The sequence below is a fragment of the Streptomyces sp. NPDC049597 genome, assembly GCF_040675505.1.
Classification (GTDB): domain Bacteria; phylum Actinomycetota; class Actinomycetes; order Streptomycetales; family Streptomycetaceae; genus Streptomyces.
This window is the reverse complement of sequence record NZ_JBFAOY010000020.1, coordinates 60,191-82,069: the sequence shown is the minus strand read 5'-3', so window position 1 is coordinate 82,069 and position 21,879 is coordinate 60,191. Positions and strand designations below refer to the sequence as shown.

23 protein-coding genes are annotated in these 21,879 nt (G+C 71.4%); 14 read left to right on the top strand and 9 right to left on the bottom strand.

The features are described from left to right. Positions 1-2: 2 nt before the first annotated feature. Positions 3-458, bottom strand: a complete 456-nt coding sequence (locus AB0K02_RS22420; RefSeq protein WP_365994259.1) for a carboxymuconolactone decarboxylase family protein — start codon at positions 456-458, stop codon at positions 3-5. A 144-nt stretch (positions 459-602) separates the two neighbouring features. Further along, positions 603-1,052, bottom strand: coding sequence for a GNAT family N-acetyltransferase (locus tag AB0K02_RS22415; RefSeq protein ID WP_365994258.1), 450 nt, complete (start codon positions 1,050-1,052; stop codon positions 603-605). Positions 1,053-1,316: 264 nt separating this feature from the next. Between AB0K02_RS22415 and AB0K02_RS22410 the strand changes: the two genes are divergently transcribed. The 3 genes from AB0K02_RS22410 (at position 1,317) to AB0K02_RS22400 (ending at position 2,845) form a co-directional block, all read left to right on the top strand. Continuing rightward, positions 1,317-1,757 carry a helix-turn-helix transcriptional regulator gene (locus AB0K02_RS22410; protein ID WP_365994257.1) on the top strand — a complete coding sequence of 147 codons (441 nt, stop codon included), beginning with the start codon at positions 1,317-1,319 and terminating at the stop codon, positions 1,755-1,757. Positions 1,758-1,792: 35 nt separating this feature from the next. Continuing rightward, positions 1,793-2,380 (top strand): hypothetical protein, encoded by a 588-nt coding sequence (locus AB0K02_RS22405; protein ID WP_365994256.1) that lies wholly within the window; start codon positions 1,793-1,795, stop codon positions 2,378-2,380. 126 nt (positions 2,381-2,506) lie between these two features. Continuing rightward, positions 2,507-2,845, top strand: a complete 339-nt coding sequence (locus tag AB0K02_RS22400; RefSeq protein ID WP_177150248.1) for a DUF2516 family protein — start codon at positions 2,507-2,509, stop codon at positions 2,843-2,845. A gap of 597 nt (positions 2,846-3,442) precedes the next feature. Here AB0K02_RS22400 and AB0K02_RS22395 read toward each other — a convergent pair. The 3 genes from AB0K02_RS22395 to AB0K02_RS22385 all read right to left on the bottom strand — a co-directional run bounded on the left by AB0K02_RS22395 (position 3,443) and on the right by AB0K02_RS22385 (position 7,213). Beyond that, positions 3,443-4,684: a fused response regulator/phosphatase gene (locus AB0K02_RS22395; RefSeq protein WP_365994255.1), complete on the bottom strand. Its 1,242-nt coding sequence runs from the start codon at positions 4,682-4,684 to the stop codon at positions 3,443-3,445. A 316-nt stretch (positions 4,685-5,000) separates the two neighbouring features. Next, positions 5,001-6,086 (bottom strand): NlpC/P60 family protein, encoded by a 1,086-nt coding sequence (locus AB0K02_RS22390; RefSeq protein WP_365994254.1) that lies wholly within the window; start codon positions 6,084-6,086, stop codon positions 5,001-5,003. Positions 6,087-6,427: 341 nt separating this feature from the next. Continuing rightward, on the bottom strand, positions 6,428-7,213 hold the full coding sequence (locus AB0K02_RS22385; RefSeq protein WP_365994253.1) for a class I SAM-dependent methyltransferase: 786 nt from the start codon (positions 7,211-7,213) through the stop codon (positions 6,428-6,430). Positions 7,214-7,636: 423 nt separating this feature from the next. On the opposite strand from AB0K02_RS22385, the gene mshA reads away from it, so the two are divergent. Together mshA and AB0K02_RS22375 are read left to right on the top strand one after the other, a co-directional pair. Then, positions 7,637-8,977, top strand: coding sequence for a D-inositol-3-phosphate glycosyltransferase (gene mshA / locus AB0K02_RS22380; protein WP_365994252.1), 1,341 nt, complete (start codon positions 7,637-7,639; stop codon positions 8,975-8,977). A 14-nt stretch (positions 8,978-8,991) separates the two neighbouring features. Next, a complete protein-coding gene (locus tag AB0K02_RS22375; RefSeq protein ID WP_365994251.1) occupies positions 8,992-9,492 on the top strand; it encodes a YbjN domain-containing protein in 501 nt (166 codons plus the stop codon). Between the two features lie 290 nt (positions 9,493-9,782). Here the strand turns inward: AB0K02_RS22375 and AB0K02_RS22370 are convergent, their stop codons facing one another. After that, on the bottom strand, positions 9,783-11,054 hold the full coding sequence (locus AB0K02_RS22370; protein WP_365994250.1) for an MFS transporter: 1,272 nt from the start codon (positions 11,052-11,054) through the stop codon (positions 9,783-9,785). Positions 11,055-11,207: 153 nt separating this feature from the next. Here AB0K02_RS22370 and AB0K02_RS22365 point away from each other — a divergent pair, with 153 nt between their 5' ends. Continuing rightward, the gene (locus AB0K02_RS22365; protein WP_365994249.1) at positions 11,208-11,969 is read left to right on the top strand and encodes a phosphoglyceromutase; all 762 of its coding nucleotides are present in this window, start codon (positions 11,208-11,210) and stop codon (positions 11,967-11,969) included. Between the two features lie 208 nt (positions 11,970-12,177). Continuing rightward, positions 12,178-12,402: a hypothetical protein gene (locus AB0K02_RS22360; protein ID WP_365994248.1), complete on the top strand. Its 225-nt coding sequence runs from the start codon at positions 12,178-12,180 to the stop codon at positions 12,400-12,402. A 170-nt stretch (positions 12,403-12,572) separates the two neighbouring features. On the opposite strand, the gene AB0K02_RS22355 is transcribed toward AB0K02_RS22360, so the two are convergent. Together AB0K02_RS22355 and phoU are read right to left on the bottom strand one after the other, a co-directional pair. Next, complete coding sequence (locus tag AB0K02_RS22355) at positions 12,573-12,725, bottom strand: hypothetical protein (RefSeq protein ID WP_307714783.1); 153 nt, start codon at positions 12,723-12,725, stop codon at positions 12,573-12,575. 157 nt (positions 12,726-12,882) lie between these two features. Next, positions 12,883-13,560, bottom strand: coding sequence for a phosphate signaling complex protein PhoU (gene phoU / locus AB0K02_RS22350; RefSeq protein ID WP_365994247.1), 678 nt, complete (start codon positions 13,558-13,560; stop codon positions 12,883-12,885). Between the two features lie 198 nt (positions 13,561-13,758). Here phoU and AB0K02_RS22345 point away from each other — a divergent pair, with 198 nt between their 5' ends. Both AB0K02_RS22345 and AB0K02_RS22340 read left to right on the top strand, forming a co-directional pair. Then, positions 13,759-15,018, top strand: coding sequence for an ATP-binding protein (locus AB0K02_RS22345; RefSeq protein WP_365994246.1), 1,260 nt, complete (start codon positions 13,759-13,761; stop codon positions 15,016-15,018). Next, positions 15,015-15,695, top strand: a complete 681-nt coding sequence (locus AB0K02_RS22340; protein WP_018847140.1) for a response regulator transcription factor — start codon at positions 15,015-15,017, stop codon at positions 15,693-15,695. The genes AB0K02_RS22345 and AB0K02_RS22340 overlap by 4 nt, the downstream gene beginning before the upstream one ends. 132 nt (positions 15,696-15,827) lie before the next feature. Here AB0K02_RS22340 and AB0K02_RS22335 read toward each other — a convergent pair whose 3' ends face one another. Then, positions 15,828-16,508, bottom strand: coding sequence for a DUF461 domain-containing protein (locus AB0K02_RS22335; protein WP_365994245.1), 681 nt, complete (start codon positions 16,506-16,508; stop codon positions 15,828-15,830). Positions 16,509-17,099: 591 nt separating this feature from the next. On the opposite strand from AB0K02_RS22335, the gene AB0K02_RS22330 reads away from it, so the two are divergent. From AB0K02_RS22330 to rlmB, 5 genes are all read left to right on the top strand, one after another. Further along, positions 17,100-17,582 (top strand): CarD family transcriptional regulator, encoded by a 483-nt coding sequence (locus AB0K02_RS22330; protein ID WP_003953493.1) that lies wholly within the window; start codon positions 17,100-17,102, stop codon positions 17,580-17,582. A gap of 315 nt (positions 17,583-17,897) precedes the next feature. Then, entirely contained in the window at positions 17,898-18,635 is a 738-nt protein-coding gene (gene ispD, locus AB0K02_RS22325) for a 2-C-methyl-D-erythritol 4-phosphate cytidylyltransferase (RefSeq protein ID WP_365994244.1), read from the top strand. Then, complete coding sequence (ispF, locus tag AB0K02_RS22320) at positions 18,625-19,122, top strand: 2-C-methyl-D-erythritol 2,4-cyclodiphosphate synthase (protein WP_365994243.1); 498 nt, start codon at positions 18,625-18,627, stop codon at positions 19,120-19,122. The genes ispD and ispF overlap by 11 nt, the downstream gene beginning before the upstream one ends. 86 nt (positions 19,123-19,208) lie before the next feature. Then, positions 19,209-20,609: a cysteine--tRNA ligase gene (gene cysS, locus AB0K02_RS22315; protein WP_365994242.1), complete on the top strand. Its 1,401-nt coding sequence runs from the start codon at positions 19,209-19,211 to the stop codon at positions 20,607-20,609. Positions 20,610-20,703: 94 nt separating this feature from the next. Then, on the top strand, positions 20,704-21,651 hold the full coding sequence (gene rlmB / locus AB0K02_RS22310) for a 23S rRNA (guanosine(2251)-2'-O)-methyltransferase RlmB (RefSeq protein WP_365994241.1): 948 nt from the start codon (positions 20,704-20,706) through the stop codon (positions 21,649-21,651). Positions 21,652-21,879: the final 228 nt, after the last annotated feature.

Below are 21,879 nucleotides of genomic sequence, written 5' to 3'. Positions count from 1 at the left end.
CGCTACCAGGTCGGGCCGGCGACCTGGCGGGTCGTGGCGTTGATCCGGTTGAAGAGGTTGGTCACGCCGATCATCAACGTGATCGAGGCGAGCTGACGCTCGTCGTAGTGCCTGGCGGCCTCGTCCCACACGGCGTCCGGCACGCCCTCGGAGCTGTCCGCGAGACGGGTCGCGGCCTCGGTGAGCGCGAGGGCGGCCCGCTCGGCGTCGGTGAAGAACGGCGCCTCGCGCCAGGCCGCCACCGCGAAGAGCCGCTCGTCGCTCTCCCCGGCCTTGCGGGCACTCTGGGCACCGCCGACGACGCAGTAGCTGCACCCGTTGATCTGACTCGCCCGCAGGTGCACCAACTCCAGCGTGGTCTCCGGCACGCCGCCCGTGCGGGCGGCCTTGAGCAGGTCGAGGACGGGCTGCATGGCCTCGGGAATGACGACTGCGGGGTTCTTCATACGTGCCTGCATGACTGCTGTCTCCTCTTCGTGTCGTGCTCCGTCACTGCACTGACGGAGCGCGGGGAGCAGATGTGACACGAGGGCGGGAGGATCTTCTGCGGACACTGATCAGAGGCCCTTCGCGCAGACCACGCGCCGGCCCCGAGGGGAGCGTCAGTTCTCCGCGGCCAGGCGCAGCGCGATCCACGGCACGGTGTCGCCGGGCAGCAGGTACCGCTCGATCTCGACGAAACCGTGTTCGAGGGCGAACCGCAGGCCGTCGGGGTTGGATTCCAGGACGACCGTCTCGATCGCCTCGCCGCCGAGCTCGCGCGCCCGTACCAGGCCGCGTGCGTAGATCTCCGTGCCGAAGCCCTGCCCGCGGTGGGCGGCGAGCACGCGCGCGATCACGGTGACCACCGGTTCCTCGCTCGTGGGCGGGCGCACCGTCGAGCAGCCCACGAGCTCGTCACCGAGGTACGCGACCTCCAGGTGATAGCGCCCGGAACGCTCGCGCACCTCGTCGAGCGACAGGGTGGCGGTCGGGATGATCACGTTGTGGACGTACCTCCAGTCCCGGAGCAGGGCGTCGCCGTCGGCCTTCTCGATGCGGAGATCGGTCATCGCAGCAGACAACCGGCTGCATGACGGGGCGTCAACCGGGCACGCGACCCGGGTCCCCGCATCGCCCCGACGCCGCGCATCCCGTCGAGGTCCCGCCCCGCGTGGAGCACTCCCTCACTCTGCTGGACGCGACCTCGTGGAGCACCTGGTTCCGCACCGCCGGGCGAATCGACGGTGTGCCGACGCCCTCGGCCCGGGGTGGCATGAAACACTTTTGCAAGCAGGTGCTTGCAATTGTTAGCACCCGTCGGGCACCATCGAGGCATGGCATCGCTCAACGTCGGCAACCTCGGTGACTACCTCCGCGAGCAGCGGCGCAGTGCGCAGCTCTCGCTGCGGCAGCTCGCCGACGCCGCCGGGGTGTCCAATCCGTATCTGAGCCAGATCGAGCGCGGACTGCGCAAGCCGAGCGCGGAAGTGCTCCAGCAGGTCGCCAAGGCCCTGCGGATCTCCGCCGAGACCCTCTACGTCAGGGCGGGAATCCTCGACGAGCAGGAGCGGGACGAGCTGGAGACGCGTGCCGTGATCCTTGCCGACCCCTCGATCAACGAGCGGCAGAAGCAGGTGCTGCTGCAGATCTACGAGTCCTTCCGCAAGGAGAACGGGCTCGACAGCGCGAGCGCACCCGCGAGCGCCCCCGAGAACACCCCCGTTGACGGCCCCCGCACGGCCGGCGCGGGCGATGCCGATCCGAAGAACGACTGAGACGTACCGATCTGCCTTCCGGGAGGACGACAGTCATGGCCATCACCGATGACCTGCGCAAGACCTTCAGCGACCCGACTCCCCTCTACTTCGCCGCCGGCACCGCCGACCTCGCCGTGCAGCAGGCGAAGAAGGTGCCCGCGCTGCTCGAGCAGCTCGCGGCCGAGGCGCCGGGCCGCTTCGAGGCCGTGCGCAACACCGATCCCAAGGCCGTGCAGGAGAAGGTGACCGCGCAGGCCAAGGAGGCGCAGGCCACCGTGCAGGCCAAGGTCACCGAGGTGCTCGGCAACATCGACACCGACCTGAAGAAGCTCGGCGAGAACGCCCAGGACCTCGCGCTGCGTGGTGTCGGCGTCGCCGCCGAGTACGTCGTCAAGGCGCGTGAGACGTACGAGAAGGTCGCCGAGCACGGCGAGCAGACCGTGCGCGCCTGGCGCGGCGAGGCAGCCGAGGAGCTCACCGAGATCGCCGTGGCCGTCGAGCCGGAGCCCGCGAAGCCCGCGGAGTCGGCGCAGGACGCGAAGCCCGGGGAGGCCAAGGCCGAGACCGGGAAGCCGGCCGCGGCGCGCAAGCCGGCCCCCCGCAAGGCCGCGGCGAAAAAGTCGACGCCTTCGGCCGGGTGACGCCAGGGAGCACGGGCGCCGCGGCGGCGCGGCGCCCCGCCTCCGGCGGGCTCATCGCCTCGGAGGTGTTCGCGGAGGTACCTTGGCCGCGAGGCGCCACAAACCACTGACTAGGCGGTGTTCGGGATGCTGGCTGACAACTTCGACTTCGGGCTCTGGATGATCACCAGGCTCGTCTTCCTCGTGACGTCCGTGACCGCCCTGGTCATGGCAGCTGTTGCCCGTGAGGACGCCTACCGGGCGGCGGACAAGAAGACGAAGTCCTTCTGGCTGATCATCCTCGGTGTCGCGGTCGCCGTGAACCTCTTCATCCCGATGCTGTTCCTGTCGATCGCCGGACTGATCGCCGCGATCGTCTTCTTCGTGGACGTGCGCCCGGCGCTGGCGCAGGTGTCCGGTGGCGGCCGCCGCCGGGGCGGATCCAGCAGCGACGGTCCGTACGGGCCGTACAACGGGGGCCGCTAGCCCGCTGGGCGCGGCGCGCCCGGTCGGCGCTTCTCCTTTGTTCGGACGGGCCTGGTCCACCGAGGACCAGGCCCGTCCGTGCTGCGCGCGGCATGCCGCGGTGGCCTCGCGCGGCCGGCCGCTCCTCCGACGTCGTGGACCGGTGCCTCATGCGTGCTTGTTTGTGTGTGCCGGTGGTCTCTGCCCGCGGGTCAGCGCTCCGCGCGGGCGGATCGGCGGCCCGAGGCCGCTTGGCCGGCCGTCGCCTGGCGCCCGGGGGCGTGCCGCCCGTCCGCGTGGATGCCTGTGCGGTCCGCCCGCAGAAACCGGGCCGGGGCAGGCCCGCCCGAGGTCGGCCGGTCGTCGGAGAATGGTTCCGCGCCCCGCGGCAACGAAGAATGGTTCCGCGCTCCGCGGCAACGCCGTCGGCTCTCGTCGGGGGTCCCGGAATTCTGCCCGTGGTGCCGACCGGTCAGCCGCCCGCCCCGGAACACGCCCGGAAAGCCCCCCCGGGAAGCGGCAACGCCGTCGGCTGCGCGCCTGCTGCTGCGTCAGTCTCCGCGTGGACGCCTGTGCAGCCCGCCCACGCCCCTCGCCGAGAGGCGCGCCCCCGTTGCCTCAGGCCCGGGCGCCGCGGCTCAGGAGCAGGACGGCGACGTCGTCCGTCAGATCGCCGCCGTTCAGGTCGCGCACCTCGCCGACCGCCGCCTCCAGCAGCGACTCGCCGTCCAGCCCCGCCGCCAGCTGGCGGTTGATCATCGCGACCATGCCGTCCTGGCCGAGGCGCTGCTTGGTGTCGGGGCCCTGGCGGCCCTCGATCAGGCCGTCCGTGTACATCATCAAACTCCACGAGCCGCCGAGCTCCACCTGGCGGCGCGGCCAGCGGGCGCGCGGCAGCAGGCCCAGCGCCGGGCCGCCGTCGTCGTACGGCAGCAGCTGCGCCGCCCGGCCATGGCGGGCGATCAGCGGGCTCGGGTGGCCGGCCAGGCAGAGCCCGGCCCGTCGGCCGTCCGGCGCGATGTCCACCGTGCAGAGCGTCGCGAAGATCTCGTCGCTCTCCCGCTCGTGCTCCAGCACCTGCTGGAGCGTGGACAGCAGCTCGTCCCCGCACAGCCCGGCGAAGGTCAGGGCCCGCCAGGCGATGCGCAGCTCCACACCGAGCGCCGCCTCGTCCGGGCCGTGGCCGCAGACGTCGCCGATCATCGCGTGGACCGTGCCGTCGGGTGTGCGGACCGTGTCGTAGAAGTCGCCGCCGAGCAGCGCGCGGGAGCGCCCGGGGCGGTAGCGGGCGGCGAAACGCAGGTCCGAGCCCTCAAGGAGGGGGGTGGGCAGCAGACCGCGCTCCAGGCGGGCGTTCTCCTGCGCGCGCATGCGGGACTCGGCGAGCTTCACCTGGGCGGTGTCGGCGCGCTTGCGCTCCACCGCGTAGCGCACGGCACGGCTCAGCAGACGTCCGTCGAGCTCTTCGCGGACGAGGTGGTCCTGGGCGCCGACCCGTACCGCCTCAGCCGCCAGTCGGCTGTCGCCGGACCCGGTCAGGGCCAGCACCGCGTGGCGCGGCGCGAGACGCAGGACGTGCTTGAGGGTGCCCAGCTCGTCGTCCGCGGTGCGACCGGGCAGGGCGAGGTCGACGAGCACGCAGTGCACGTCGTCGGTGAGCAGTCGCTCGGCCTCGGTGAGATTCCGGGCGGTCCGGATTCGCACGCGGGCGCCGGCCGCGTCGAGCAGCTCCGGGACGCTGATGGTGCCCGCCGGGTCGTCCTCGATGATCAGGAGCGTGAGGTCGCCGCCGCTGGTCGTCCCGCCGGGGGCGGTCTCCGCGACGGGGACGTTCCTCTGTCGCGGTACGGGTACGGGCATCGGTTCTGTTTCCTTCCCTCCCCCCGAGGGCGGCAGGGCGACGAACGACGTCCCGCCAGACGGGGACCATAGCGGTATGCGGTGGCCGAACGGAATGCCGATCAACGAAGAGCCACTGGCATATGCCGCGCATGGGGAGGTAGTTACCGGGCGCGCCATGACGAACATCACGCCGTCATCGCCCGGGCCACCCCTTTCGCCCCATGTGCCGGGTGGCGCACGTCACTTGCGCCGCGGAGCCGGTGTCCGGCCGGCGCCGGGGCGTGCGCGGGCATGGGACGCACATCACGCCCCGGCCCGCGGAGGGCGACCCACGTCACTTGTCCGGGCGCACGACTCCGAGGATGCTCATCGACCCGGCTCCGGCGACGGTGACGTTCCTTCCCGGGCGGGGGGCGTGGATGATCGCGCCGTCGCCGACGTACATCCCGACGTGGCTCGCGTCGGCGTGGTAGATGATCAGATCGCCGGGGCGCATGTCCTTGATCGCGATCCGGGGCAGCAGCCTCCACTGCTCCTGCGAGGTGCGCGGAATGCCGCGTCCGGCGGCCGCCCAGGCCTGTGAGGTCAGCCCCGAGCAGTCGTACGACCCCGGGCCCTCGGCTCCCCACACGTACGGCTTGCCGAGCTGCGCGGTGGCGAACTCGACCGCCTTCCTGCCCTGTTCGCTCGCGCGGCCGTTGATCTCGTCGAGTATGCCCGAGTCGAGCCACTGGCTCTGGGCCCTGTACTGCGCCTGCTGCTCCAGCTGGAGGAGGCGCTGGAGCTCCTCCTTCTCCAGCTTGTCCTCGAGCTTCCTGGCCGCCGCGATCTTGGCCTTGATCTGCTTCCTGGCCTTCTCCTGCTTGAGCCTGTTCTCCTCCAGCCGCTCCCAGTGGGCGCTGGCGTCCTTGCTGTACGCGGCCAAGTCGGCCTGGGTCTGCGTCAGTTCGGCGATGAGGTCCTTCGTGGCCTTCTGGCCCTGCTGGATGCGGCCGACTCCGTCCAGGAAGAGCTGGGGGTCGTCGACGAGCGCCAGCTGCGCCTCGGGCGGCAGGCCGCCTGCGCGGTACTGAGCGCGGGCGGCGGCGCCTGCGCGGTTCTTCAGGTCCTCGATACGGGCCTGGCCCTTGGCCATCTCCTGGGCCAGCTTCACGATTTCGGCCGACTGCTTCTCGGTCCGCTCCTTGGCCAGGTTGTACGCGTCGGTGGCGGACGCGGCCTGGCGGTAGAGCGCGTCGATCTGCAGCCGCACCGCTTCGAGCGAGGCGCTCGGCGGGGGAGGGGCCATCGGTCCGGGCACGGTGACCGAGGCAGGCGGCTGCGGATCCGGGGCCGCGAGCGCGTGGCCGGGAAGCGCGAGCACGGTCAGCGCGCAGACCAGGCTGATCGCTGCGGCAGTGGCACAGCGGCGTCGGTTCACGACTCCCCCTCCGGGCGATCGCCGGCCAATCCCATGTGATTGACCGTCAGTAACTTGGGCGCAACGTCGTGATGGTGTCATGGCAACCGCCAAAACGACAGGCGCGACCGGCACTTCGTCCTCCGCGGATTCCCCACCCCGGCGATGCCTGCCGCTCGTCCCCACCGTCACGACGAGCGGGCCCGTCCCGGTGTTCCCGTGGCCGGATCCGTTCACCCGTCACGGGGTCCGGTTCACAGCAAACCAGGATGTGTTCACCCGTACTGCCGGTTTGTCCCGGTCGGTGGCGAGGATCAGCGCCTGCGAGGTGCGCCGGCCGGCGTCGGGCGCCTCCCGGCGCCTCAGCCGGTGTCGGGTGCCAGTGCTTCCCATGCGACGGTGACCTCGCCCTGCCGCCACCGCCGCCGGTCGTCCCTCAGGGGCCACTCGCCCGCCAGGTCGCCCACCGCCCGGATCCAGCGCTGGCGCGCTCCCAGCGAGGCGTACGGCGCGGCAGCGGCCCAGGCGCGGTCGAAGTCCCGCAGGAACGCGTGCACCGGCTCGCCGGGCACATTGCGGTGGATGAGCGCCTTCGGCAGCCGTTCGGCCAGGTCGGAGGGGCGCTCCAGGGAGCCGAGCCGGGTCGCGAACGTCACCGTCCGCGGCCCCTCCGGTCCGAGCGCCACCCAGACGTGCCGCCGCCCGATCTCGTCGCACGTGCCCTCGACGAGCAGCCCGTCGGGCGCCAGTCGCCCGCACAGCCGCGACCAGACCGCAGCGACCTGGTCCTCGTCGTACTGGCGCAGCACATTGGCCGCCCTGATCAGCGTCGGCCGCTCCTGGGTCGGCACCTCGAAGCCGCCGTGCCGGAAGGTGAGCCCGGCGCGTCGGTACGGCGTCGCGGCGGCGACCCGGGCCGGGTCGATCTCGATGCCGACGACCTCGCACCGCGGCTCGGCGGTGCGCAGCCGCTGGAGCAGCTCCACGGCGGTCCAGGGGGCCGCCCCGTACCCGAGGTCGACGGCGAGGGGGACCGTGGCGCTGCGGCGCAGGGCGGGGCCGTGCGTTGCGGCGATCCAGCGGTCCATGCGGCGCAGCCGGTTGGGGTTGGTCGTCCCGCGGGTCGCGGTGCCGACGGGGCGATTCATGTCACCGAGGGTAAGCGTTCGCGCCGCAGGCCCCGAAACCGGCCGCCCCGGCCTCGGAGACCGGCTTCTCTGGCTTCGAAAACCGGCCGCCCCCGCCTCCGAAGCGGCCGCCCAGCCATGAGAACGGCCGCCCCGGCCTCGGAAACGGGGTGCCCGGCCTCGGAGACCGGCTGCTCGGCCCGGCGAACGGCCGCCCCGCCGGGCGGGCACCGGCCCCCCGGCGCCGGGGCGCCTGCCCGGGCCGGGCCGGCAGGCGGAGGCGCCCTGCGGGACCAGCGCACCTGCCGTACCGGTCCGCGAGGACGGCAATGTTTTGGCAAAGTGGGAGCGGCCTGGAAATGGAAGCTTCCGCTCCGCTGTTGTGCAGGCGTGCGGGACCCCAGCCCCGCAGTTTGTCGTGCCCGCAGCGAGAGGACCGCCGACGTGAGCCAGTACGTCTCCCGCCTCGGCAGCAGCCGGATGGCCCCCCGCCTCCGGTTCCCCGGCGGCCACCGCAAGCCGCGCAGGGTCGCGATGCTCAGCGTCCACACCTCACCGCTGCACCAGCCGGGCACGGGCGACGCGGGCGGCATGAACGTCTACATCGTCGAGCTCGCCAAGCGGCTCGCGGCCATCAACATCGAGGTCGAGATCTTCACCCGGGCCACCACCGGCGGTCTGCGGCCGGTCGTCGAGCTCGCCCCCGGCGTCCTCGTCCGGCACGTCGACGCGGGCCCCTACGAGGGGCTGGCGAAGGAGGACCTGCCGCCCCAGCTGTGCGCCTTCACGCACGGCGTCATGCAGGCGTGGGCGGGCCACCGGCCCGGGCACTACGACCTCGTCCACTCGCACTACTGGCTCTCCGGCCACGTCGGCTGGCTCGCCGCCGAACGCTGGGGCGTTCCCCTCGTCCACGCCATGCACACCATGGCCAAGGTCAAGAACGCCGCGCTCGCCGAGGGCGACACCCCCGAGCCCCCCTCCCGCGTCATCGGCGAGACCCAGATAGTGGGCGCCGCGGACCGGCTGATCGCCAACACGGCGGAGGAGGCCGACGAACTCGCCCGCTTCTACGACGCCGACCCGGCGAAGGTCGCCGTCGTCCACCCGGGCGTCAACCTCGACGTCTTCCGGCCGGACGACGGGCGCGCCGCGGCACGGGCGAGGCTCGGGCTGCCGCAGGACGCGTTCATCCCGCTGTTCGCGGGCCGCATCCAGCCGCTCAAGGCCCCCGACGTCCTGCTGCGCGCCGTCGCGCTGCTGCTGGAGCGCGACCCGTCCCTGCGTCACCGCATCCATGTGCCCGTCGTCGGCGGCCCCAGCGGCAGCGGACTGGCCAGGCCCGAGGGGCTGCAGAAGCTCGCCGCCCGGCTCGGCATCGCGGACGTCGTCCACTTCCGGCCCCCCGTCGGGCAGGTGCAGCTCGCGGACTGGTTCCGGGCCGCGTCGGTCCTCGTCATGCCCTCGCACAGCGAGTCCTTCGGGCTGGTGGCGATCGAGGCCCAGGCGGCAGGAACCCCGGTCGTGGCCGCCGCGGTCGGCGGGCTGCCGGTGGCGGTGCGCGACGAGGAGACGGGTTTCCTGGTCCCCGGTCACGACCCCGCCCACTACGCGGACGTCCTGGCGAGTTTCGTGCGCGACCCGTCGCTGACCGACCGCATGGGCGGGGCCGCCGCCCGGCACGCGCAGTCTTTCGGCTGGGGCACGGCGGCGTCGGCGACGGCGGACGTGTACACGGCGGCGATGTACGAGCACCGCCACCGCACGCGGGCCCATCACCACTGACGTACGCTCCCTGCATGGCTGACGCAGAGCGCGCGACGCAGGTCATCGAGCAGACCCTGAAGGACGCGGAACTCGAATGGGAGAGCCCGGACGCGGGCTCGTACGTCGTCAAACTCCCCGGCACCCGCAAGCTATCGACGACCTGCTCCCTCCTGGTCGGCAGGCACTCGCTCTCCGTCAACGCCTTCGTCATCCGCCACCCCGACGAGAACGACGCGGCCGTCCACCGCTGGCTGCTGGAGCGCAACCTCAAGCTGTACGGGGTCAGTTACGCCATCGACCGGCTCGGCGACATCTATCTCGTCGGCAAACTCCCGCTGTCCGTGGTCACTCCCGAGGAGCTGGACCGGCTGCTCGGGACGATCCTGGAGGCGGCGGACGGCTCCTTCAACACGCTTCTCGAACTGGGCTTCGCGAGCGCCATCCGCCGTGAGTACGCGTGGCGCGTGTCGCGCGGCGAATCCACGCGGAACCTGGACGCGTTCACCAACCTGACCCAGCGGCCCGCCGACTGATCCGGCCCGCCGGTGCCGCCGGCGCGCGACCGCTGCACGGAGCGTGCTGCACGCACGGGACCGTGACCGACGTGCCGGACTTCGTGGGGGATCCACGCACCCGGCTCGAGGCGTACGGCTCTGGGGGCGCCCGACGGAACCCCACGCGGCCCAGCGCGAACTGACCTGGTGACGACCCGTGTTGCCGTTCCCCGTATCCTGACGTCCGTCGACCAGACGGCCGTCTCCGTCACCGCCCCGGCCTCGTCGGCGCGGGGGCCGCCGCCCGGGTGAGGACCGGGCGGGACCCCTCAGGCGTCGACGGGCTCGGTCTTCCCGGGGGCGGGCTCCGCAGCCTCGGGCCGGACGTTCTCGGCCAGCGCCCGGCGCAGCAGGAGTGTGTACCCGGCCGCCGCGACGCAGCCCACGGCCGCGCAGCCGATCCACAGGACGTCCGGACCCGGGCCGTCGACCACCCAGCCGGCCAGGATCGGCGCGACGAATCCGGCGACCGCCCAGGACATGCCCATCACGCCCTGGTAGCGGCCGCGGGCGTGCTCGGGGGCCAGGCGGGCCGTCGCGGCGGCGTTGGTCGGCACGTGCACCATTTCGCCGACGGTCCACACCACCACGGTGGCCGCGAACAGCAGAGGCGTGCCGGCGAGGGCCGTGACTCCCGTACCGGCCGCGAAGAGCAGCGAGGAGACGGTGAGCAGCGCGGCCGGCGAACGCTTGTCGGTGATCTTGTTGACCAGCAGCTGGAACGCGACGATCACCACGCCGTTGACCGCGATGACCATGCCGTACGAGTCGGCCGACAGGCCCTCGGCCGCCATGGTCAGCGGCAGGCCCACCCAGGGGGCGGTGAAGATCAGGCAGACGAGCAGGTTGAGCAGGACCAGCGTCCTGAAAGGCCCGTCCTTCAACACGTCGACCACGGTCATCCGCTCGGCCTCCGAGGTGCCCGCGGTGGCGTCGGACGGCTTCTCGGGACGCGTCTCCGGCAGCCGCAGGAAGACGATCAGCGCGCACAGGGAAGTGGCGAGGGCGTCGACCACGAACAGGGTCCGGTACCCGAGGAAGATCGCGGCGCCGCCGCCGAGAGCGGCGATGGCGAAGCCGAGGTTGAGCGCCCAGTAGTTCAGCGCGTAGGCCCGGCGCAGCCCCGACTCGGGCACGAGGTCGGCGATGGTGGCGCTGATCGCGGGGCGTACGGCCTGCATCGCCACGCCCATCAGCAGCACCACGGCCGCGATGCCCCAGGCGCTGGTCACCACGGCGAGCCCGGCGGCGCACGCGCCGCCGGCCAGATGCATCGAGATCATCGTGGGGCGCCGGCCCCACCGGTCGGTCAGCATGCCGCCCAGCGGCGACCCGGCGACGCCCCCGAGTCCGTGCAGCGCGACGACGAGGCCCGCGTACCAGGCGGAGTAGCCCAGCTCCTGGGTGAGATAGAGCGACAGGAAGGTGAGGACGAAAGCGCCGGTACGGTTCACCAACGTCGAGGTCCACAGCCACCAGAAGCCCCCGGGCAGTCCCGAGACGGTCCCGCGCAACGCGCGTCTGAACGAGGCGACGGACATGACGGAGACCCCCGGGTGTAAGCAGCTCAAGCAGCATCCGTAACTTACTGAGCCGCCTCGTCACGCCGCCACTCATTTGACGGCGGCCGTCGATCGAGTCCGCCCCTCGGGCACCCGCGCCGGGGACGCGGGCCGTCGATTAGGCTCGGGCCCATGGCCGACGCACCGTACAAGCTGATCCTCCTCCGCCACGGCGAGAGCGAATGGAACGCGAAGAACCTGTTCACCGGCTGGGTGGACGTCAACCTCACGGAGAAGGGCGAGAAGGAGGCAGTCCGCGGCGGTGAGCTGCTCAAGGACGCCGGCCTGCTCCCCGACGTTCTCCACACCTCGCTCCAGAAGCGGGCCATCCGCACCGCGCAGCTCGCGCTGGAGGCCGCGGACCGTCACTGGATCCCGGTCCACCGCTCCTGGCGCCTGAACGAGCGCCACTACGGCGCGCTGCAGGGCAAGGACAAGGCCCAGACGCTGGCCGAGTTCGGCGAGGAGCAGTTCATGCTCTGGCGCCGCTCGTACGACACGCCGCCGCCGGTCCTCGCCGACGACAGCGAGTTCTCGCAGGCCAACGACGCCCGCTACGCGACGATCCCGAGCGAGCTGCGCCCGCGCACCGAGTGCCTCAAGGACGTCGTCGAGCGCATGCTGCCGTACTGGTACGACGGCATCGTCCCCGACCTGCTGGCCGGCCGCACGGTCCTGATCGCCGCCCACGGCAACAGCCTGCGCGCGCTGGTCAAGCACCTCGACGGCATCTCCGACGCGGACATCGCGGGCCTGAACATCCCGACGGGCATCCCGCTGGTCTACGAGCTCGACGCCGACTTCAACCCGGTCACGCGGGGCGGCACCTACCTCGACCCGGACGCGGCGGCGGCGGCGATCGAGGCCGTGAAGAACCAGGGCAAGAAGAAGTAGCCCACGTGCGCAAGCCCCCTGCCTGCGGTTTCCCCGCCGGGAGGGGGCTTGTTGCTGTGTCGGGCCGTCGCTGGGATTGATCACGTCGTGGTCAGCGCCGGACGAAGCCCGATCGCGGCCGGCTCCTCACCAGTGCCTGCGCTCCGCATCGCAGGGGTACTTCTCGGCGGCGTGCTCGTCATGAATAGAAGCCGACCCAGTACTCGTCATGACCGCATGCGAAATCGCCTGGACGCTCCACCCGCAGTGCCTCGTACCGCGCAGCGAACACATCCAGAGCCTCGTGGAGCGAGCAGCCGAGGTGCTCACGGAGTGCAATGAGGCCGAGGATGATCTGCTTCTTGAGGATGTGGTCGTCGGCAACGTCGACTGCGGCACCATCGGTCATGCCGTGATCGAAGCTGATCAGGGCCTCGTCGGCAACAAGGTTTGATGCTGTGCCCCACCCCGACGGGAGAAGGAATCGCATCGCCGCTCGTCCGTCGATGCACCGAGGACCGGCCCGAGCCACCGGCGCGGACGTACACCGCGCCGGCGCCCCGGAGCGCGGAAGGTCCCGGTCCCTTCTTTCGGGGCGGGACCTCGTCCGCGTGCCGATGTCGGCTAGCCGCAGCAGCCGCCGCACTGGCAGGGCGCGCCCGACTGGCAGCCGCAGCCGCAGCCCGAGCCGCACCCGCAGGCGCCGAGGACGGGCAGGAAGACGACTTCGACGGAGCTCGCTTCCTGCGGGGAGTCGGTCATGGGGGACTCGGCCATGGGTGCCTCCTCAAGGGCGCGCGCTGTCGGGCGCACGCGTCACCGGCATACGGAAATGCCGCCTTCGCCCATTGCATCCCCGGCAGGCCCGGCGCATCAACGGCGCACATGCGCAAGAGCCCCCAGTGCGCCGCCGAATGCCGCCATGCGCCCTCGGCTACGCGCCCTCGACCGCGGTCTGCTGCTGGAGCTCGTCCGCGTGCTCGCCCGTCACCAGGTACACCACGCGCTTGGCCACCGACACCGCGTGGTCCGCGAAACGCTCGTAGTAGCGGCCGAGCAGCGTCACGTCCACGGCCGTCTCGATGCCGTGCTTCCAGCGGTCGTCCATCAGGTGCTGGAAGAGCGTGCGGTGCAGCAGGTCCATCTCGTCGTCGTCCTGCTCCAGCTGGAGCGCCAGGTCGACGTCCTTGGTGATGATGACCTCCGCCGCCTTCGCCATCAGGCGCTGCGCCAGCTGCCCCATCTGCAGAATCGTCGCGTGCAGGTCGTTCGGCACCGCGCGGTCAGGGAAGCGCAGCCGCGCCAGCTTCGCCACGTGCTGCGCGAGGTCGCCCGAGCGCTCCAGGTCGGCGCTCATCCGCAGCGACGTCACCACGATCCGCAGATCCGTGGCGACCGGCTGCTGCCGGGCCAGCAGGGCGATCGCACGCGCCTCCAGGTCGTGCTGGAGGTCGTCGACCTTCTGGTCGGCGGCGATCACGCTCTCGGCCAGCTTGAGGTCGGCGTCGAGCATGGCCGTCGTGGCGCGCCCGATCGCCGACCCGACCAGCCGGGCCATCTCGACCAGGCCCTCGCCGATCGAGTCAAGTTCCTCGTGGTACGCGTCACGCATTGGGTGTCCCTCTCTTGATGCGACCGGGTTCGGGTGGGCTCCGAACCCCCACGCTCCCACGTTCGGCCCTTTAGTGGTCCTAACGCTCCCCCGCAAATGAACCACCACTATCCCCTTGGTGAACTCTGAGCGACGACTGTTCGAGGTGCCACTCGTTTGGCTGGGAGCGGGTCCGGGACCCCGCATAACCTGGGATGCATGGACGTGAACGCGGCGGTCGCCGCAGCAGCAGCGATCGCCGGGCTGTGCACCGGCGTCATCGCGGTGCTGGCGTTCCGCTGGAGCGAGCGGGAACAGAAGCGCCCCACGCGCACCTCGCTCCACACCGACGCCGTGCTGCCGCCCGGCGTCGACACCGTGCTGTCCGTGCTCCGTTCCTCCGCGGTCGTCCTCGACGAGTCCGACTCGGTCGTCAAGGCCAGCTCCGCGGCGTACGCGCTCGGTCTGGTCCGCGGCGGGAAGCTCGCCGTCGAACCGATGCTGCACATGGCCCGTGACACCCGGCGCGACGGCGAGATACGGCAGGTCGAGCTGGACCTGCCCCGGCGCGGCACCGGCCGCGGCGAAGCCCTGGCCGTCTCCGCACGCGTCGCCCCGCTCGGCTCGCGCCTCGTCCTCCTCCTCGTCGAGGACCTCACCGAGGCACGCCGGATAGAGGCGGTGCGGCGCGACTTCGTCGCCAACGTCAGCCATGAGCTCAAGACCCCGGTCGGTGCGCTCTCCCTGCTCTCCGAGGCGGTCATGGACGCCTCGGACGACCCCGAGGCGGTCATGCGCTTCGCCGGCCGCATGCAGATCGAGGCGACCCGGCTCACCAACCTCGTACAGGAGCTCATCGACCTCTCCAGGGTCCAGAACGACGACCCGCTGGAGGACTCCGAGCCCGTGCGCGTGGACGAACTGGTCGCCGAGGCCATCGACCGCTCCCGGCACACCGCGTCCACCAAGCAGATCACCATGGCCGCGGGAGGAGCCGCCGACCTCAGCATCTGGGGAAACCGCGGTCAGCTCGCCGCCGCCCTCGGCAACCTCGTCGAGAACGCGGTCAACTACTCACCGGCCCGTACGCGCGTCGGCATCTCCGCCCGCCGGGTCAGCGCACCCGGGGGCGACCTCATCGAGATCGCCGTCACCGACCAGGGCATCGGCATCTCCGAGAAGGACCGCGAGCGGATCTTCGAGCGGTTCTACCGCGTCGACCCCGCCCGCTCCCGTGCCACCGGAGGGACCGGCCTCGGTCTCGCCATCGTCAAGCACGTGGCCGCCTCGCACGGCGGGGAGGTCACGGTGTGGAGCTCGGAGGGACAGGGCTCCACGTTCACCCTGCGGCTGCCCGAGGCGGGCGCCGCACGGGACCGCTCCACCAGCACCGGCCCGGATCGCGTCGACGAGGACGACGACCGGCCCTACGACACCGATCCGAACAGTGAAATTCCTGCCCCGGAGGTCCTTCCGTGACCCGAGTGCTCGTCGTCGAGGATGAGGAATCCTTCAGCGACGCCCTGTCCTACATGCTCCGCAAGGAGGGCTTCGAGGTCGCAGTGGCGACCACGGGTCCCGAGGGTCTCGACGAGTTCGAGCGCAACGGCGCCGACCTCGTGCTCCTCGACCTGATGCTGCCCGGCCTGCCCGGTACCGAGGTCTGCCGCCAGCTGCGCGGCCGCTCGAACGTCCCGGTCATCATGGTGACCGCGAAGGACAGCGAGATCGATAAGGTCGTCGGGCTGGAGATAGGAGCCGACGACTACGTGACCAAGCCCTTCTCCTCGCGGGAGCTGGTCGCCCGCATCCGCGCGGTGCTGCGCCGCCGCGGTGAGCCGGAGGAGGTCACCCCGGCGGCCCTGGAGGCCGGCCCCGTCCGCATGGACGTGGACCGCCACGTCGTCACCGTCTCCGGCGGCAAGGTCGACCTGCCGCTGAAGGAGTTCGACCTGCTGGAGATGCTGCTGCGCAACGCGGGCCGGGTCCTGACCCGTATGCAGCTCATCGACCGGGTCTGGGGCGCTGACTACGTCGGCGACACCAAGACCCTCGACGTCCACGTCAAGCGCCTGCGCGCGAAGATCGAGCCGGACCCGGGAGCCCCGCGCTACCTGGTGACGGTCCGCGGCCTGGGCTACAAGTTCGAGCCGTAGACAGCGCGAGCGGAACGCGTACCACGTGCACCGGCGCCGGCACCGGCGCTTCGAGCGCGTCCGGCACGCATGCCGGAAGGGCGCCCACCGATCTCGGTGGGCGCCCTTCCCGTACGCCTGGTGCGCGGTGCCTCAGTGACCCGAGCCGTGCGACGCCGACGCCGAGTCCGACGGGGACGCCGCCTCGCCGCCCGCGGCCTCGCGCTGCGCGTCCGAACCGGCCGGAGAGCCCGACGGGGAACCGGCGGGAGAGCCGGACGGCGACTGGGCGGCCGGCTGCTTGGCCGGCGGCTTCGGCGACGAGGACGGGCCGAAGCCCGCGTAGTAGCCGGTGGCCGGGACGACGAACGCCAGCATCTTCACGTCGCCGGTCTCGCTGAAGCGGAAGACGACCTCCTGCGTGTTGCCGTCCTTCACCGCCTCGTGGCCGCCCGAGATCACGGCGGACGCGTTGCCCTTGCCGCCGACGATCACCGAGCCGCCCGCCGGGACCGTGATCGGGCCCGAGCCCTTGGCCGCCTTGAGCTCGACCTTCGCGTCGGTGCCCGGGAGCGTGATCGAGTCGAGGGTCTGCTTCTGGAGGCCGTCGTTGAAGATCGTCAGGCTGACGACCGCCTGGCCGTCGGCCGCGGCCTCGGGCTGCGTGATGACGGTCGCGTTCTGGAGCTTGAGGTCGTCGACGGCCGTCGCGGCGTTGTCCGGCTTGACGCCGAGGGTCTGCGCGTCGTTGCCCGCACCGCAGGCGGAGAGCGAGGCGATCGAGAAGACGATGGCAGCGCCGGCGAGGGCACCGCGTCGAAGGCTGCTGCTCACGGCGGCGGCATCTCCTTGGACGTACGGACTGTTGGGTGGCTGTCACCGGCCTGTGGCGTCAGCTCGCGCTCAGGTTACCGAGCCGCAGGTCGGGCCCCGCACCCGACCCGCCCTTTGCCCGCGCCGCCCGCGTACCGGGGGGCCACGGGCGGCGGCGGGAGCACGCTTTCGGACTTCGGAGGCTGCTCCGATCATGCCGATACGGGCACCGTTCACATAACGGCGGTGATCAATTTCCCGGGCGGCCACGCTTTCCTTACGAATAGCCCGAGGTGATCAATTTTGGATTCGGTGGCGTCTGGGCCGTACGAGTGACCGATCCTCGAACGGACTACATCAACTCGGCCATCGAGAACCCGGCAAATCAGGACGTTCAACCCCTTGGAAGGAGGGTGCGCGGTGTGTAACGTGTGCGTTTCTGTGTGCCCGCGCAGCCGCTCCGACCTGCGAATACCCCCCTCCGCGAGCTGTCCGCAGCACGTCCGTGTCGCTGTTGTCAAGCCCCGAGATATGCCCTGACCTGCGAAAACGCCATTCAGAAGAAGCTGTATCCGTGTTACCCTGGATAGCCACGGAAGGGGTACCTGTCACATGACGTTCAAGGTTGGCGACACCGTGGTCTATCCCCATCACGGGGCCGCGCTGATCGAGGCCATCGAAACTCGCCAGATCAAAGGCGTGGACAAGACCTACTTGGTGCTCAAGGTCGCCCAGGGCGACCTGACGGTTCGCGTACCGGCGGACAATGCGGAGTTCGTCGGCGTTCGCGATGTGGTCGGTCAGGACGGGCTCGACCGGGTCTTCGAGGTTCTTCGCGCACCTTACGCGGAGGAGCCGACGAACTGGTCCCGGCGCTACAAGGCAAATCTCGAGAAGCTCGCCTCCGGCGATGTCATCAAGGTCGCCGAAGTGGTACGTGACCTGTGGCGACGCGAGCGTGAGCGTGGGCTTTCCGCCGGTGAGAAGCGGATGCTCGCGAAGGCGCGCCAGATCCTGGTGAGCGAACTCGCTCTCGCGGAGAACACCAACGAGGACAAGGCCGAGGCCCTGCTCGACGAGGTCCTCGCGTCCTGACGGACGACTGATGCCGCGGTGCCCGCTGACACGCTGGATGATCCAGCCTGTCGCCGGGCGCTGCGGCATGTTCGTCCACGAGTGTCATGTCGACGTCTCACGTCGACCACCCGCCGCTCGCACATCACACCGCGCCTCGCACATCACACCGTGCGCTGTTGTGGTGTGCCGGGCCCGGGCGGCTGGCGCAGACCAGTGGTCACGGAAGGGTCCGGTCAAGGCGTCGCGCTCGGCACTCCCCCCACCTGACGGCCGGGGGCATGCCCAGGCCATACCCATGTCGGCCGAGGAAACAAACCTGCCGGAGTGCAACCGATGCCAGACCAACCGCGCCCCTACCGCACCGCAGCCGTGATCCCGGCCGCCGGCCGGGGCGTGCGCCTCGGACCGGGCGCCCCCAAGGCCCTGCGCACGCTGAGCGGCACCCCCATGCTCGTTCACGCCGTCCGCGCCATGGCCGCGTCCCGCGCCGTCTCCCTCGTCGTCGTCGTGGCGCCCCCGGACGGTGCCCCCGAGGTCAAGCGCCTCCTCGACGCCCACGCCCTGCCGGAGACGACGGACTACCTCGTCGTACCCGGCGGCGACAGCCGCCAGGAATCCGTACGCCTCGGGCTCGACGCCCTCCCCGACGGCATCGACATCGTCCTGGTCCACGACGCGGCGCGCCCGCTCGTGCCCGTCGACACCGTGGACGCCGTCATCGAGGCCGTGCGCGACGGCGCGCCCGCCGTCGTACCGGCGCTGCCGCTGGCCGACACCGTCAAGGAGGTCGAGCCGGCACCGCAGGGCGAGCCCGAGCCGGTCGTCGCCACCCCCGACCGCGCCCGTCTGCGCGCCGTCCAGACCCCGCAGGGCTTCGACCACGACACCCTCGTCCGCGCACACCGGACCGTGACCGGCGACGTCACCGACGACGCGAGCATGGTCGAGCAGCTCGGACTGAAGGTCGTCGTCGTGCCCGGCCACGAAGAGGCCTTCAAGGTGACCCGGCCGCTCGACCTCGTCCTCGCCGAGGCCGTACTCGCCCGCAGGAGGGCCAACGATGGCTTCTGAGCCGCTCAGCCTCCCCCTCGTCGGCATCGGCACCGATGTGCACGCCTTCGAGAAGGGCCGCGAACTGTGGTGCGCGGGTCTGCTCTGGGAGGACGCCGACGGCTACGGGCTCGCCGGCCACTCGGACGGTGACGTCGCCGCGCACGCCGCCTGCGACGCCCTGTTCTCCGCCGCCGGCATCGGCGACCTCGGCGCCCACTTCGGCACCTCCCGGCCCGAGTGGTCCGGCGCCTCCGGCGTCACCCTCCTCGCGGAGGCCGCGCGGATCGTGCGTGCCGAGGGTTTCGAGATCGGCAATGTCTCCGTTCAGGTGATCGGCGTGCGCCCGAAGATCGGCAAGCGGCGCGACGAGGCGCAGAAGGCGCTCTCGGCCGCCGCGGGCGCCCCCGTCTCCGTGTCCGGCACCACCACCGACGGGCTCGGCCTGACGGGACGTGCCGAGGGGCTCGCCGCCGTCGCGACCGCGCTCATCGTGCGGAGGGGCTGAATCCGCTCCCCGGGCGATATCACAAGTTGCCCCGCGAAACCCACAGGGGGCGCGGGGCACTGCCATCCGCCCACTACCCTTGATGCGTGACTATTCGCCTGTACGACACCAGCGCCCGGCAGATCCGTGACTTCACCCCCCTCGTACCGGGTTGCGTCTCGATCTACCTGTGTGGCGCCACCGTGCAGGCCGCACCGCACATCGGGCACATCAGGTCCGGCCTCAACTTCGACATCATGCGCCGCTGGTTCGAGTACCGCGGCTACGACGTGACGTTCATCCGCAACGTCACGGACATCGACGACAAGATCATCCACAAGTCGGCCGAGCAGGACCGGCCGTGGTGGTCCATCGGCTACGAGAACGAGCGCGCGTTCAACGACGGCTACGAGGCACTCGGGTGCCTCCCGCCCACCTACGAACCGCGCGCCACCGGCCACGTCACCGAAATGGTCGAGATGATGCGCGGTCTCATCGAGCGCGGCCACGCGTACGAGGCGGACGGCAGCGTCTACTTCGACGTGCGCTCCTTCCCCGACTACCTGGCGCTGTCCAACCAGGACATCGACGACCTGCGCCAGCCCGCCGAGGAAGGCATCACCGGCAAGCGCGATCCGCGCGACTTCGCCATGTGGAAGGCGACCAAGCCGGGCGAGCCCGACTGGGAGACGCCCTGGGGGCGCGGCCGCCCCGGCTGGCACCTCGAGTGCTCGGCCATGGCCCACAAGTACCTGGGCTCCGCTTTCGACATCCACGGCGGCGGCCTCGACCTGATCTTCCCGCACCACGAGAACGAGATCGCCCAGGCCAAGGCCTTCGGTGACGACTTCGCCTCCTACTGGGTGCACAACGCCTGGGTCACCATGAGCGGCGAGAAGATGTCCAAGTCGCTCGGCAACTCGGTGCTCGTCAGCGAGATGGTCAAGAACTGGCGCCCCATCGTGCTGCGTTACTACCTCGGCACCCCGCACTACCGCTCGATGATCGAGTACAGCGAGGAGGCACTGCGGGAGGCCGAGTCCGCGTTCGCCCGCATCGAGGGCTTCGTGCAGCGCGTCGTGGAGAAGGCGGGGGGCGTCGTCGCGCCCGCCGACGAGGTGCCGCTCGCGTTCGCCGAGGCCATGGACGACGACCTCGGGGTGCCCCAGGCCCTGGCCGTCATCCACACCACCGTCCGCCAGGGCAACTCCGCCCTGGCCGCCGACGACAAGGAAGCCGCCGTGGCGCGCCTCGCCGAGGTCCGTGCCATGCTCGGCGTCCTCGGCCTCGACCCGCTCGACGAGCGGTGGGCGGGCGAGGGAGACCGCGGCGACGACCTCCATGGCGTGGTCGACTCCCTGGTGCGCCTGGTGCTCGAGCAGCGCGAGGCCGCCCGCTCCCGCAAGGACTGGGCCACCGCCGACGCCATCCGCGACCAGCTCGGTCAGTCCGGGCTCGTCATCGAGGACAGCCCCGACGGACCGCGGTGGACCCTCGGGCCCCGCTGAGCCGCAGGCGCGATGTGCCGCCCGGACCGCCGGGCGGCACACTTCCTTACGTACACACTTTTGTTTGAGCGAGCTTTACAGAAACAGGTAGGTCATGGCCGGGAACAGCCAGCGCAGGAACCGCCGCACGTCCAACAAGAAGGGCGCGCAGGTCGGCAGCGGTGGCAAGCGGCGCCGCTCACTCGAGGGCAAGGGGCCGACGCCGCCCGCGTCCGCGCGCAAGGGACACGTCAAGAACCGCATCGCCAACGCCAAGGCCAAGCAGGCCCAGCGCCGTCCCGTCGCCCGCCGCGGCGGCAAGGGCACCTCGGAGATGGTCGTCGGCCGCAATCCGGTCTTCGAGGCGCTGCGCGACGGCGTGCCCGCCTCCACGCTCTACGTGCAGCAGTTCATCGACAACGACGAGCGCGTCCGTGAGGCGCTCCAGCTCGCCACCGGCCGCGGCAACATCAACATCATGGAGGCGCCGCGCCCCGAGCTCGACCGCATGACGAACGGGCTCAACCACCAGGGCCTGGTGCTCCAGGTCCCGCCGTACGAGTACGCCCACCCCGAGGACCTCGCGGCCGCCGCCTTCGACGACGGCGACGACCCGCTGATCGTCGCGCTCGACGGCGTGACCGACCCGCGCAACCTGGGAGCGGTCGTCCGCTCCGTGTCGGCGTTCGGCGGCCACGGCGTCGTCGTGCCCGAGCGCCGGGCGGCCGGCATGACCGCCGGCGCCTGGAAGACCTCGGCCGGCACGGCCGCGCGCACGCCGGTCGCGCGCGCCACCAACCTGACCCGCGCACTGGAGTCGTACCAGAAGGCCGGTCTGACCGTCGTCGGCCTCGCCGCCGACGGCGACACCGAGGTCGGCGAGCTGGAGGCGCTCGGCGGCCCGGTGGTGATCGTGGTCGGCAGTGAGGGCAAGGGCCTGTCCCGCCTGGTCGGGGAGACCTGCGACTACCTGGTCCGCATCCCCATGCCCGGTGGCGCGGAGTCCCTGAACGCGGGCGTCGCGGCGGGCGTCGTGCTGTACGAGGCGGCCAAGCGCCGCTGACCGGCACGGCCGGGGCCCAAGCCGGCCAGGGCAGGGGCCGTTGGTGGTTGTGGTTCGGGGTGGTTTCCTCGGGTGGGGCCGGGGCGCGGCCGGGGCCCAAGCCGGCCAGGGCAGGGGCCGTTGGTGGTTGTTGTTCGGGGTGGTTTCCTCGGGTGGGGCCGGGGCGCGGCCGGGGCCCAAGCCGGCCAGGGCAGGGGCCGTTGGTGGTTGTTGTTCGGGGTGGTTTCC